This is a genomic window from Brevundimonas sp. (assembly GCF_036732845.1).
Classification (GTDB): domain Bacteria; phylum Pseudomonadota; class Alphaproteobacteria; order Caulobacterales; family Caulobacteraceae; genus Brevundimonas.
The window spans coordinates 1-13,380 of the sequence record NZ_DAINBO010000016.1 but is presented as its reverse complement, the minus strand read 5'-3'; the positions used below and the strand labels follow the sequence as shown (position 1 = coordinate 13,380).

Here is a 13,380-nt window from a genome sequence, read left to right as displayed (position 1 = left end):
GTGCGAAGTCTGGCGGTCGCCGTCTCGGCCTGGCTGGCGGCGGCGACCGCGGCCTTCGCCCAAACCCCGCACCGCATGGTGGCGGTCACCTTCGACGACCTGCCCTATCAGGCGTCGGCCGAGGCCCTGTGCGATCCTGAGACGGCCCTGCGTCTGACGACGGACTTCCTGGCCATGCTACGCCCGCTGGAGACGCACGGCACGGCCTTCGTCAATGAGGGCAAGGGCTGCGACGCGACCCGTGCGGCCCTGATGCCGACGATCCTCAGCGCCTGGCTCGACGCCGGATTGGACCTGGGCAACCACACCGCCAGCCACATCAACATTCACCGCAATACGGTCGAGACCTATCTGGCCGACGTGGACGCCGGGGCGACCTACACCCGCGCGGCGTTGGAGGCGCGGGGACGGCGGCTGCACTGGTTCCGCCACCCCTATCTCTGGACCGGCGAGACGTCGCAGAAGAAGGCGGCGATCGCCGAGGGCCTGGCCGCGCGCGGCTATGACGTCGCGCCCGTCACCATCGACAACAACGATTGGCTGTTCGGCGGCGCCTATCGCCGGGCCGAGGCGGTCGGCGACGAAGACCTGAAGGCCCGGATCGGCGAGGCCTATCTGGCGCACATGGCGGCGGTGCTGGATCATTTGGAACCCTATTCCGCCGAACTGACGGGCGGACGTGAACCGGCTCAGATCCTGCTGCTGCACGCCAACAGTCTGAACCGCGACTGGTATCCGCGCATCCACGCCCTCTATCTGGCGCGCGGCTATCGCTTCGTGACCTTGGAAGCGGCGCTGGCCGATCCGATCTACGGCCACGCCGACGCCTATGTGCGGGCCAACGGCGTCTCGTGGCTGCACCGCTGGACCCAGACCGACGGCCGTCCGATCCGCTGGGAGCCGGACCCGCCGCAGTGGATCACGGACTTGAACGACGCCCGCTGATCCGCCTCAGCGCCCGTACAGACCGATCGCGGGCTTTGCTCCGCCTCGCCCGTCGGCTAGACGAAGCGCGACATGACCGACCTGGCCCAACTCGAACTCGATCTGATCAACGCCGTCGGCGGCGCGACCACCGTCGCGGCGCTGGAAGAGGTGCGCGTGGCCGCCCTGGGCAAGTCCGGCGCGATCTCGGGCCTGCTCAAGGGTCTGGGCGCCATGACCCCCGACGAACGCCGCGAACAGGGTCCGGTCATCAACGGCCTGCGCGACCGCGTCACCACCGCCATCGCGACCAAGAAGGCCGCGCTGGAGACCGCCGAACTGGACGCGCGGCTGTCGGCCGAGCGCGTCGATCTGACCCTGCCGGCGCGGCCGCGTCGCAAGGGCGGGGTGCACCCGACCATGCAGGTGATGGACGAGATGATCGCCATCTTCGCCGACATGGGCTTCGCCGTGGCGGAAGGTCCCGACATCGAGGACGATTTCCATAATTTCACCGCCCTGAACTTCCCGCCCAAACATCCGGCGCGGGAGATGCACGACACCTTCTTCCTGAAGCCCGATCCCGAGACCGGCGAGCGCAAGGTGCTGCGCACCCACACCAGCCCGGTGCAGGTGCGGACCATGATGTCCCAGCAGCCGCCGATCCGCATCATCGCGCCCGGCCGCACCTTCCGTAAGGACTCCGACGCCACCCACACGCCCATGTTCCACCAGATCGAGGGTCTGGTGATCGACCGCGATATCCACATGGGCCATCTGAAGACCACGCTTCAAACCTTCATCGCCCGCTTCTTCGAGCTGGACGACGTTCACGCGCGCTTCCGCCCGCACCATTTCCCCTTCACCGAACCGTCGGCCGAAATGGACATCCGTTGCGACCGCTCGGGCGGCAAGCTGGTGCTGAACCAGGGCGAGGACTGGCTGGAGATCCTGGGCTGCGGCATGGTGCATCCGAACGTGCTGCGCGCCAGCGGCATCGACCCGGACCAATGGCAGGGCTTCGCCTTCGGCATGGGGGTCGATCGCCTGGCCATGCTGAAATACGGCGTGCCGGACCTGCGCCCCATGTTCGAGGCCGACACCCGCTGGCTGGCCCACTACGGCTTCTCGGCCCACGCCGTGCCCAACCCCGCGTCCGGCCTGAGCTGACGCCGATCCGCAAGACGAGACCGACCATGACCGACGCCACCCCCGCCGCGACCGCCGACCAACTGGTCACCCGCACAGAGTTCGAAAAGGCCGCCATCTGGCTGCCGCGCATGGCGCTGGAGCATCTGCGCCAGGGCCTGGTCTTCATCGAGAACAAGACCTTCACCGACTGCACCCTGGAAGGCCCGGCCGTGGTCCTGATGGGCGACGGCGTGACGATGGACGGTTGCCACATGGGCGCGGTGTCCAACCCGGCCATGCTGTTGCTGCGCCCAGTCGGCAAGACGGTGAACGGCGTCATCGGCTTCAAGAACTGCAAATTCATCCGCTGCCGCTTCGCCCAGGTCGGCTTCGTCGGCGACGACCGCTTCATCGAGGAATTCCAGCAGAACCTGGCGAACGGCCGACCGGCGAAGGGCGACCAGTGAAATTCACCCTCGGCTGGCTGAAGGATCACCTGGACACGACCGCCGACGTGGCGGCCGTGGCCGAGGCCATGACCATGGCGGGGCTGGAGGTCGAGGAGGTCCACGACCCGATCGCCGCCCTGGCCCCTTTCACGGTGGCGAGGATCGTCTCGGCCGAACGGCACCCGAACGCCGACCGTTTGCAGGTCTGCCAGGTCGAGACCGTCGATGGGATGAAGGAGATCGTCTGCGGCGCCCCGAACGCGCGCGCGGGCCTGACCACCATCTACGCCCCCATCGGCGCCTATGTGCCCGGCCTGGGGGTGACCCTGGTCGAGAAGCCGGTGCGCGGCGTGGTGTCGAACGGCATGCTGTGCTCGGCCGCCGAGCTTGAGCTGGCGGGCGAGAGCGACGGCATCCTGGAGCTGGCCGACGACCTTCAGGTCGGAACGCCGGCCGCCGGCGTCTTCGGCGCCGAGCCGGTGATCGACTTCGAGGTGACGCCGAACCGGCCTGACTGGCTGGGCGTGGCCGGCATCGCCCGCGACCTGGCCGCCGCCGGCGTCGGGACGCTGAAGACTCCGGCCATCGCGACCGTGCCCGGCGTCTTCCCCTGCCCGATCGCGATCCGCATCGAGGCGCCGGACCTGTGCCCCGTCTTCGCCGGGCGTCTGATCCGCGGCGTCAAGAACGGGCCGTCGCCCGATTGGCTGAAGCACCGGCTGACGGCTATCGGCCTGCGCTCGATCAACCGGCTGGTCGATGTCACCAATCTGATTTCCTATGACCGCGCCCGGCCGCTGCACGTCTATGACCCGGCCAAGCTGGTCGGGAACGAGATCGTGGTGCGCGGCGGCCAGGCGGCCAAGGACACGGGCCAGCCCGAACATCTGATCGCCCTGGACGGCAAGACCTACACCGTCGCGGCCGCCGACTGCGTCATCGCCGACGCCGGGGGCGAACGGCCCATCGGCCTGGGCGGCGTCATGGGCGGCGAGTCCACCGGCTGTTCGGACGAGACTGTCGACGTCTTCGTCGAAAGCGCCTGGTTCGACCCCATCGCCACGGCCCAGACCGGCCGTTCGCTGGGGATCAGCTCCGACGCCCAATATCGGTTCGCGCGCGGGGTCGATCCCGCCTCGGTCGTCCCCGGCTTGGAGCTTGCGACTAAACTGATCCTGGAGCTGTGCGGCGGCGAATCGTCCGAGATCGTGGTGACCGGCCAGGCGCCCGCGAACCCGGCCGCCTTCGCCTTCGACCCCGGCTATGTGAAGCGCCTGTCGGGCCTGGACCTGACCCAGGACCGCATCGCCCAGATCCTGACCGACCTGGGCTTCGACGTGGCGCGTGGTTCGCCCTGGAGCGTCACCCCGCCGTCCTGGCGCCGCGACGTCGAAGGTCCCGCCGACCTGGTCGAAGAGGTCGCCCGCATCGAAGGCTTCGACGCCCTGCCCGACACCCCCCTGCCCGGCGTCGGCGCCCTGTCCAAGGGCGTGCTGAACCCGCGTCAGGCGCGCGTGCGGATCGCCCGGCGCGCCCTGGCCTCGTTAGGCTATGCCGAGGCCGTGACCTGGTCCTTCACCCAGCGTGAGACGGCGCGGGCGTTCGGCGGCGGCGACGAGACCCTGGTGCTGGAAAACCCCATCGCCAGCGACCTGGACTGCATGCGGCCGTCGATCCTGCCGAACCTGATCCAGGCGGCCGCCCGCAACGCCGCGCGCGGCCACGCCGATGCAGCCCTGTTCGAGATCGGTCCCATCTATCTGACCGACCGGCCGGACGGTCAGCGCACCGTCATCGCCGGTCTGATCGCGCCGCACGCCGCTCGTCACTGGGGGGGGACCGGAGAGGACGCCCTGTTCAGTCTGAAGGGCGATCTGATGGCTGTGCTGGACGAGATCGGCGCCCCGACCGGATCGCTGCAACTGGTCCAGGGCCAGAACCGCGACTGGTGGCATCCGGGCCGGTCGGCGCGGCTGCAGCTCGGTCCCAAGGTCGTGATCGCCGAGTTCGGCGCCCTGCATCCCCGCGTGCTCAAGGCGCTGGACGCCGACGGTCCCATGGTCGGTTTCGAGATCGTTCTGGACAGCGTGCCCGAACCACGCGGCAAGGGGACCAAGGCGCGCGGCGCGGCGGACCTGCCGAACCTGATGCCCCTGACCCGCGACTTCGCCTTCCTGGTCGATGACGCCCAGGCGGTCGGCGACCTGACCCGCGCCGCGGCCGGCGCCGACAAGGCCCTGATCGAGACGGTCCGGGTGTTCGACGTCTATCGCGGCCAGGGCGTGCCCGAGGGCATGAAGTCGGTGGCGCTGGAAATCGTCATCCAGCCGCGCGAAGCCACCCTGGGCGAGGCCGAGATCGAGACCCTGTCGGCCAAGGTCGTGGCGGCGGTCGAAAAACTGGGCGCCAGGCTGAGGAGCTGACGATGGGGGTCAAGCCGCGCATCGAGACCGCTTTCGAGCGGATGCTGTTCCGCAGCCGCTGGCTGATGGCCCCCTTCTACGTCGGTCTGGCCCTGGCGCTGGGCATGCTGCTGGTCGTCTTCGTGCGCGAGCTGATCCACTACCTGCCCCAGGCCTTCGCGGCCGGACCCGGCATGACGGCGAACGACGCCATCCTGGCCATGCTGACGCTGGTGGATCTGTCGCTGACCGGCAATCTGCTGCTGATCGTGCTGTTTTCCGGCTATGAGAATTTCGTCTCCAAGCTGGACCTGGAGGGCGAGACGGATCGGCCGCCGTGGATGGGCACGGTCGACTTTTCGGGCCTGAAGATGAAGCTGATCGCCTCGATCGTCGCCATTTCGGGCATCCAGTTGCTGAAGACCTTCATGAACATCGGCAAGGACGGCTATCCGCTGAACGAGACCGAGGTGATGTGGGGCGTCATCATCCACCTGGCCTTCGTCGCCTCGGGCGTGCTGCTGGCCCTGATGGACTGGCTGACCGCGCGCACCGACAAGCACTGAATCTCGCACTCAGGCGGCAGGCCGCGGCGCGGCGAACGTTGCGCACAAAAATGCGCCCGAGCAGCGAGCGACCGCGTCGCGAGCGTCAGCGCCAGGAAGAATGCACTCAAGCAGCGAGGCTCCGCGAGCCGAGCGTTAGCGCCAGAAAGGTGTCGTTAACCTTGCCGCCGCAAGGCTGACTCAAAAGGGGTGAAGGTTCTCAGGTGAACCGATTCACCGCCGGGAGACGACGCCATGCACCGCCGCCAACTGCTCGCCACGGGTCTCGCCGCCGCCGCCCTGCCGGGCCTGAACGCCTGCGCCACCGGTCCCAGCGCCGATCCGCGCTTTCCGGTCGGCGCGGACCAAGAAGCCCGCGTCTATACCGCTGACGAACTGGTCGCCGCCGGGTCGCGCGAACTGGGCATCGCCGCCGAGGCCATGGGCGGCGCCATCGAACGCATCTTCGCCGACCAGGGCGACAGCCCCACCGCCTATATCGCGGGCGAGGAAGCCGCCGGCGCGGCCGGGATCGGTCTGCGCTACGGCCGCGGCGCCCTGCACATGAAGGACCTCAGCGCCTCGCAGGAAGTGTTCTGGCAGGGGGTTTCGATCGGCTGGGACGTGGGCGGCAACGCCAGCCGCGTCTTCACCCTGGTGTACGGCCTGTATCACCCGGACATGATCTATCGCCGCTATCCCGGCGTGGAGGGTTCGGCCTATCTGGTCGGCGGCCTGGGCGTGAACTATCAGCGCGCCGACGGCATCATCCTGGCCCCGGTTCGCACCGGCGTCGGCCTGCGCCTGGGCGCCAACGTCGGCACCATGGCCTACAGCCGCCAGCGCAACATCCTGCCGATCTGAGCGGCCGACACGACGGGGATCAGAACCCGGCGGCGATCAGCGCCTCTATCCCTTCGCGATACGACGGATGTTTCGGCCGCCAGCCCAGTTCGGCCTTGGCGCGGGCGTTCGAGACGCGCTTGGAGTCCAGATAGAAGCGCCGCATGGCCTCCGACACCGACGGATCGGTCCAGTCGACCTCGGGCGGCGCGGGCAGGTCCAGACGTCGCGCGCTCCAGGCCGTGACCACGTCGGCGGCGGCCGGTTCGTCATCGACCAGGTTGTAGGCGCGGCCGGGATTGGGTCGATCCATCGAAGCGAACAGGCCCGAAACGACATCCTCGACATGGATGCGGTTGAACACCTGGCCCGGCTTCCTGACCATCCGCGCCTCGCCGTTACGCAACCGGTCCAGGCCCGAGCGTCCCGGCCCGTACAGCGCCGGCAGCCGGAAAAGCTGCACCGTCAGCCCCCCGCTCTCGCCATTCTGGCCGCGCCCGGCGTCCAGCCAGTCCCGCTCGGCCCGCACCCGTCGCGCACCCTGCAAGGTGGCGGCGTTCAGGGCGTCGTCCTCGAAAGCCCAGCCGCCGTCGCGGTCGCCATAGACGGCGGTGGACGAGACATATCCGATCCAGTCCGGCCAGGCGCCCGAGGCCGTAATCGCGGGCATCAGCGCCTGAAGACCGGGACATCCCGCCTCTGTCGGCGGCGCGGTGATCACTATGGCGCGGGCCGCGCCGACCGCCTCGGCCAGCGCCGCAACATCGGCCGGATCGACCGGCGTCAGCCCTTCGGCCGCCAGGGTCTCGCGGGTCGCCGGATCGCGCGACGTGGCCGCGGCCGTTCCGCCGCGCCTCAGGGCCTCGGCTCCGACCGCGCGGCCCAACCAGCCGCCGCCAAAGATCAGCAGATCGCTTCTCACGCCGTCCGTGCGGCCGGGGCGGCCTTGGGCGCCGTGACCGGCTCGGCGTTCAAGGCCTCGGCCCGACGGCCGTTCCAGGCCGAGACGCAAGGGATTTTCGACCGGTCGGCCCGGTCGGCGTAGCGGCGGGCGATCTCGGTCACGTCGCGCATCAGCCCCTCGGCCAGGGTGATCGGCTTCAACCCCAGTTCGCGGAACTGATCGTTGGCGACGACCAGTTCGTTCTCGTCGGCCTCTTGGCGCGGATTGGGCGTGAACTGCACCTCGGCGCCGGTCATGTCGGCGACCAGATGCGCCAGGTCGCGCACGCGGCGGCTCTCGGTCATCTGGTTCAGGATCTTGACCCGGTCGCCCGGCTTGGGCGGGTTCTTCAACGCCAGCTCGACGCAGCGCACCGTGTCCTGGATATGGATGAAGGCCCGCGTCTGGCCGCCCGATCCGTGCACCGTCAACGGATAGCCGACCGCCGCCTGGATCAGGAAGCGGTTCAGGACCGTGCCGTAGTCGCCGTCATAGTCGAATCGGTTGACCAGGCGCTCGTCCTGGCGGGTCTCTTCGGTTTCGGCGCCCCAGACGATGCCCTGATGCAGGTCGGTGATCCGCAGGCCGTCGTTCTTGGCGTAGAACTGGAACAGCAGGGCGTCCTGGGTCTTGGTCATGTGATAGATGCTGCCGGGGTTCGGCGGGAACAGGATCTCCTGTTCGGCCGGGCCGAAGTCGGTGTCCACCGTGACCTTCAGATAGCCTTCGGGGATGCGCAGACCGGCGGTGGTGTAGCCATAGACCCCCATGGTGCCCAGGTGCGCCAGATGCACGTCGCGCCCGCTTTCGACGATGGCGGCCAACAGGTGGTTGGTGGCGTTCAGATTGTTGTCGACGGTGTACAGCTTGTGCCGCGCCGACTTCATCGAATAGGGGGCGGCGCGCTGTTCGGCGAAGTGGACGACGCTGTCCGGCCGCCAGTCGCGGATCAGGGCGACCAGGCGGTCGAACTCCTTGCCGACGGTCATGTTGACGAAGTCGATGGTCTTGCCGCTGACATCCTTCCAGGCGGCGATCCGCTCGCCCATGGTGCGGATCGGGGTCAGGGACTGGACCTCCAGCTCATTGTCGATGTTGCGGCGGCTCAGGTTGTCGACGATCGTCACGTCCCAGCCGCGCGCCGACAGATGCAGCGCCGTGGGCCAGCCGCAGAAGCCGTCTCCGCCCAGAACCAGTACGCGCATCGTTTCCACCCCAGTGTTCTTGCTTGCCCCCTGCCTAGCCCAAGCGGGCTTCGGGGCAAAGCGGCACCGTGACGCGGTCAGGCGGCGTCAGGGACCTCCAGCATGGCGGCCAGGGCGCCGCGCACGACCTCGGGCTGAAGCATGGGCAGGAAGTGGGTGCTGCCGGGAACGGTCTCGACCGTGACGTGGGGCAGGCCGCGCGGCGGTTCCGGCACATGGCAGGCCAGGCCCGCCTCGGCCTTCAGTATGTGGGTCGGACAGGTCAGCCGTCGCATCGCCCGCCAAGGGTCGTGGCCCTGGGACGCATAGTTCGACGCCTCCCATTGCGGCGTGCAGGCCAGCATCAGCCCGCCGTCGGGATCAGGAACCAGACCGTCCGTCAGATAGTCTTCCAGCACCGCGTCCGGCCAACCCTTGAAGGCGCCGCGTCCCCGATAGGCGGCCAGGGCCGCCGCACGGCTGTCGAACCGCGACCGGCGCTTCAGGGCGTTGACGACCAGGGGCGACCGCCGCGGCAGGTCGCGCAGCAGCGGCAGATGGAAGGCCAGTACCGCCGGGCGGGTCATGACCACCGGGTCGGCCAGCACCAGGCCGCGCACTCGCTGCGGCCGCGTCGCCGCCGCCAGCAGGCTGGCCGTGCCGCCCATCGAATGTCCGGCCAGCACCACGGGCGGGCCGTCGATCGTATCCAGCAGGGCCGCCAGATCGGCGCCGTGATCGCCCCAGCCGCGCCGCCCTTCGATCGCCGTCGGCAGGGTCGTCGCCCCATGCCCGCGCAGGTCCGGCGCCTGGATGCGGAACCGTTCGGCCAACGGCGCCAGAAGGGTGCGATAGGTCAGGGCGTTGAAGCCGTTGGCGTGGGCGAAGACCAGGTCGACCGGCCGTCCCGGGTCGCCCCATTCCAGCACCGCCATGGCGCCGCCGCGCGCGGGCAGGTCGACGGTCAGGCGGCGCGGTTCGTTCACGACGAATCTCAGGCGGGGACGCGGCATTCGGGGCAACGTCCGTGCGCCTCTATGGTCGTGCGTTCGATGGCGTAGCCGACGCCCTCGGCCGCCTGGCGCAGGCCCTCGCCCAGGGGCGCCGCGATCTCGCGCGCGGACCCGCAGCAGTCGCAGATCAGAAAGGCCGCCGCATGATCGTCGGCGCCGTGGCTGCACGCGACATAGGCGCTGATCGAGGCGATCCGGTGGGCCAGGCCCCGGCGCTCCAGGAATTCCAGGGCGCGATAGACGGTCGGCGGTTTGGCGGCCTGACCGTCCTGGCCGAAGCGGGCGATCAGGTCATAGGCCTTCATCGGCTCGCCCGCCCGCAACAACAGGTCCAGCACCCGGCGGCGCGGCGCGGTCATCCGTTCGCCGTCGGCGGCGCAGGCGGCCTCGGCCGCGGTCAGGGCGCGCCGCGCCTCGGCTTCGGCGAGACCGTTTCCGGCATGATCGTGACCACAGTGGGCGCCCATGAGCCACAGCTAGTGCCGGATCGCGCCCGCCGCAACCACGGCGGCTTGACCTTGTGTGATGTTATCTCATAACACTCATGCCGAGTTGAGCAGGAGTTCCCCATGATCGTCGCCCGCCGTCCCCTGATGCTGGCCGCCAGCGCCGCCGCCCTGATCGTCCCGGCGGGCGTCGTCCATGCCCAGGCCGCGCCCCAGACGGTCCCGGCGACCCAGGTCGACGACGTCATCGTCACCGGCCGTCCGTTCGGCGTTTCCGAACGCGCCAGCCTGTTGGCCACCGACGTGCTGGATGAACAGGCCCTGGCCGTCGCCCCTGCCGCGACCCTGGGCGACCTGGTCGCCGACATCCCCGGCGTGCGCAGCTCGGCCTTCGCTCCCGGCGCCAGCCGTCCGGTCATTCGCGGCCTGTCGGGTCCGCGCGTCCAGGTGCTGACCAACGGCCTGGGCCAGATCGACGCCAGTTCCGTCTCGCCCGATCACCAGGTCGCCTCGGATCCCGCCGAGGCCAAGCGCGTCGAGGTGGTGCGCGGCCCGACCACCCTGGTGTTCGGCGGCTCGGCCATCGGCGGCGTGGTCAACATCATCGACGACCGCATCGCCTCCGAACATCCCGACGGCGGCGTCGAGGGCCACATCGGCGCCCAGGTCTCCAGCGTCGACGACGGCCGCAGCATCGGCGGGCGGCTGAAGATGGACGTCGGTCCCCTGGTCCTGTCGCTGGACGGCTTCAAGCGCGAGTCCGAGGACTATGACGTGCCCGTCTTCCCGGAATCCGCCCGCCTGCTGGCCGAAGAGGGCGAGACCCCCGGCGATGAACGCACGGTCGCCAACACCTTCGCCGACATCGCCCAATACGGCGCGGGGCTGAGCTGGATCGGAGCGCGCGGCTTCGTCGGCCTGTCGGTCAAGAAGCTGGACACCACCTATGGCGTGCCGGGCCACGACCATGGACACGAGGATCACGGCGCGGGCGGCCATGACCACGGCCATGACGGCGTCTCCATCGGCCTGGAGCAAACCCGCTGGGACCTGCGCGGCGAACTGGCCTTCGCTGACGGCCCGTTCGAGCGACTGAAGGTCTCGGCCGGCTGGGCCGACTATCACCACACCGAGTTCGAGGGCGACGAGGTCGGCACCCAGTTCTTCTCCGACGGCTATGAGGCCCGTGCCGAACTGATTCAGCGCCAGCACGGCGGCCATCAGGGCGTGGTCGGCGTCCAGCTTCTGGACCGCACCTTCGACGCCGTCGGCGCCGAGGCCTATGTGCCGCGCACCCAGATCACCGAACAAGGCGTCTATTCGGTCCAGCGCTACGATCTCGACCGCTTCGGTTTCGAGGGCGGTCTGCGCCTGGATCACCGCACGCTGGACAGCGTCGTGGGGGAACGCGACTTCACCAACATCTCCGGTTCGCTGGCGGCCTTCGTGCGGCCCTCGACCCGGACCTTCCTGGGCCTGAGCCTGTCGCGCACAACGCGCGCGCCCAGCGAGGTCGAACTGTTCGCCCAGGGACCGCATGCGGCCACCGGCGCCTTCGAGCTGGGCGACCCGGACCTGGACAGCGAGTCCGTCTGGACCCTGGAGGGCACGGCCCACTACGCCTCCGGCCCGTTCAGCGCCGACCTGCATCTGTATGCGGCCCAGTACGACGGCTTCATCGACCTGCGCGCCACCGGCGCCGAGGACGACGGCCTGCCCGTCTTCGCCTATGTCCAGACCGATGCCGACTTCCGCGGTTTCGAGGCCGAGGCGGCCTATGATCTGTGGGCCGACGGCGACCGGACGCTGACGTTCAAGGGCAGCGCCGACTGGGTGCGCGCCGACACCGACCTGGGTCCCGCCGCACGCATTCCGCCGTGGTCGGCGACCGTCGGCCTGGACTGGACCTCAACCGCCTTCGACGCCGGCGTCGAGGTGCGCAAGGTCGGCGAGCAGGACCGTACGGCGGCCTTCGAGCGGGCCACGGACGGCTATGTCGTCGTCGGGTTGAACGCCGCCTGGCGCCCGTTCGCCGACCGCAACGTCACCCTGTTCGCCGCGGCGTCCAATCTGACCGATACGGAGGCGCGCGAGCACGCCTCGTTCCAGAAGGACATCGCCCCCCTGCCCGGCCGCAACATCCGCCTGGGCGTCACCTACCGTTTCTGACGCTTGCGGGCGTGCGCGTTTGCGGCGAACGCGGGCATGCGATAGAAGGCCCGCCTTCCCTGTTTTCCGAGCCAGTCTCCTACATGACCGACACGACCCAAGCGCCCGGCCAGATGGCCGGCAACGTCCTCTTCTACAACAAGCCGGAGCCGCTGAATCTGGATCAGCACGGCAAGCTGGGCGTGAACCCGGTCGACAAGCCCTACGGCTTTGTCGGCAAGTCGAACCTGGTGCCGCTGACGGTCACCGAATTCGCCCCGGCCGCCCTGTCCTATCCGGTGATCTTCATCGGCGAGACCCAGAAGCAGCCGGTCGCCGTCATGGGCCTGCGCCAGGACGAGAATTTCTACATCGACGAGGCCGGCATGTTCCGCGCCGACGCCTACATCCCGGCCTATGTCCGTCGTTATCCGTTCGTCTTCGCCAATGACGACGTTCAGAAGCGCCTGATCCTGTGCATCGACCGCTCGGCGCCCTTCCTGGCCGAAGGCGGCGACACGCCCCTGTTCGTCGACGGCCAGCCCAGCGACTACACCAAGCAGGCCATGGAGTTCTGCAACAACTTCGAGCAGGAGCGTCAGCGCACGGAAAGCTTCGTCAAACTGCTGACCGACCTGGATCTGTTCGAGGTGCGCGAGGCCAACTTCACCCCGCGCAACCCGGACGGCACGCCGGGCGAACCGCAGAAGCTGGCCGAATATTTCGCCATTTCGGAAGACAAGCTGAAGGCCCTGCCGGCCGAAAAGCTGGTCGAACTGCGCGACAACGGCGCCCTGGGCCAGATCTACGCCCACCTGGTGTCGCTGCTGGGCTGGGACCGCCTGATCGCCCTGGCCTTCACCCGCGCGCCCCAGGTCGTCGCCAACGCCTGATCGACCGCACGGGTCCAAGATCAAACGCCCCGTCGGCATCCGGCGGGGCGTTTTCGTTTCGTGACTTCGTGGAACGAATGGGGCACGAACGGCCCATGCCCGCCGACTCGCTGACCGTGCCGAAAAGCGTCGAAGCCGACGCCGACCTCGCGGCCGCGCGCGACCTACTGAAGCGGGTCTGGGGCCATGGCGGCTTCCGCGGCCTCCAGGCGGGCGTGATCGCCGAAGCCCTGGCCGGTCGCGACGTCCTGGCCGTGCTGCCGACCGGCGGCGGCAAGAGCGTCTGCTATCAGATCCCCGCCATCCTGCGTCCCGGCCTGGGGCTGGTGGTGTCGCCCTTGATCGCCCTGATGACCGACCAGGTCGAGGCCCTGAAGCAGCAGGGGGTCCGCGCCGCCCGTCTGGATTCCGGCCTGTCGATGGACGACCGCGCCGCCGTCTGGCGCGCCGCCCGCGCGG

General features: G+C 69.2%; 13 protein-coding genes. 9 read left to right on the top strand and 4 right to left on the bottom strand.

The genetic code is table 11. From position 1 onward, the window contains the following. The 6 genes from V7D63_RS07700 to V7D63_RS07675 all read left to right on the top strand — a co-directional run bounded on the left by V7D63_RS07700 (position 1) and on the right by V7D63_RS07675 (position 6,315). Complete coding sequence (locus V7D63_RS07700) at positions 1-945, top strand: polysaccharide deacetylase family protein (protein WP_333591685.1); 945 nt, start codon at positions 1-3, stop codon at positions 943-945. Positions 946-1,017: 72 nt separating this feature from the next. After that, positions 1,018-2,094, top strand: coding sequence for a phenylalanine--tRNA ligase subunit alpha (pheS, locus tag V7D63_RS07695; protein WP_333591684.1), 1,077 nt, complete (start codon positions 1,018-1,020; stop codon positions 2,092-2,094). 26 nt (positions 2,095-2,120) lie between these two features. Next, positions 2,121-2,522, top strand: coding sequence for a hypothetical protein (locus V7D63_RS07690; protein ID WP_333591683.1), 402 nt, complete (start codon positions 2,121-2,123; stop codon positions 2,520-2,522). After that, positions 2,519-4,927: a phenylalanine--tRNA ligase subunit beta gene (gene pheT / locus V7D63_RS07685; RefSeq protein ID WP_333591682.1), complete on the top strand. Its 2,409-nt coding sequence runs from the start codon at positions 2,519-2,521 to the stop codon at positions 4,925-4,927. Before V7D63_RS07690 ends, pheT begins: the two co-directional genes overlap by 4 nt. 2 nt (positions 4,928-4,929) lie before the next feature. After that, positions 4,930-5,472: a TIGR00645 family protein gene (locus V7D63_RS07680; protein WP_333591681.1), complete on the top strand. Its 543-nt coding sequence runs from the start codon at positions 4,930-4,932 to the stop codon at positions 5,470-5,472. A 234-nt stretch (positions 5,473-5,706) separates the two neighbouring features. After that, a complete protein-coding gene (locus tag V7D63_RS07675; protein WP_333591680.1) occupies positions 5,707-6,315 on the top strand; it encodes an EipA family protein in 609 nt (202 codons plus the stop codon). A gap of 19 nt (positions 6,316-6,334) precedes the next feature. Here V7D63_RS07675 and V7D63_RS07670 read toward each other — a convergent pair whose 3' ends face one another. The 4 genes from V7D63_RS07670 to V7D63_RS07655 all read right to left on the bottom strand — a co-directional run bounded on the left by V7D63_RS07670 (position 6,335) and on the right by V7D63_RS07655 (position 9,901). Then, positions 6,335-7,216, bottom strand: coding sequence for an SDR family NAD(P)-dependent oxidoreductase (locus tag V7D63_RS07670; protein ID WP_333591679.1), 882 nt, complete (start codon positions 7,214-7,216; stop codon positions 6,335-6,337). Beyond that, positions 7,213-8,442, bottom strand: coding sequence for an NAD-dependent epimerase/dehydratase family protein (locus tag V7D63_RS07665; RefSeq protein WP_333591678.1), 1,230 nt, complete (start codon positions 8,440-8,442; stop codon positions 7,213-7,215). Before V7D63_RS07665 ends, V7D63_RS07670 begins: the two co-directional genes overlap by 4 nt. 77 nt (positions 8,443-8,519) lie before the next feature. Then, a complete protein-coding gene (locus V7D63_RS07660; protein WP_442882123.1) occupies positions 8,520-9,407 on the bottom strand; it encodes an alpha/beta fold hydrolase in 888 nt (295 codons plus the stop codon). 8 nt (positions 9,408-9,415) lie between these two features. Next, positions 9,416-9,901: a Fur family transcriptional regulator gene (locus V7D63_RS07655; RefSeq protein WP_333591676.1), complete on the bottom strand. Its 486-nt coding sequence runs from the start codon at positions 9,899-9,901 to the stop codon at positions 9,416-9,418. A gap of 102 nt (positions 9,902-10,003) precedes the next feature. Between V7D63_RS07655 and V7D63_RS07650 the strand changes: the two genes are divergently transcribed. The 3 genes from V7D63_RS07650 to V7D63_RS07640 all read left to right on the top strand — a co-directional run. Further along, positions 10,004-12,049, top strand: coding sequence for a TonB-dependent receptor domain-containing protein (locus tag V7D63_RS07650; protein WP_333591675.1), 2,046 nt, complete (start codon positions 10,004-10,006; stop codon positions 12,047-12,049). 83 nt (positions 12,050-12,132) lie between these two features. Next, entirely contained in the window at positions 12,133-12,921 is a 789-nt protein-coding gene (locus tag V7D63_RS07645; protein ID WP_333591674.1) for a SapC family protein, read from the top strand. A 95-nt stretch (positions 12,922-13,016) separates the two neighbouring features. Continuing rightward, a partial coding sequence (locus V7D63_RS07640; RefSeq protein ID WP_333591673.1) for a DEAD/DEAH box helicase occupies positions 13,017-13,380 on the top strand: 364 nt, incomplete at its 3' end.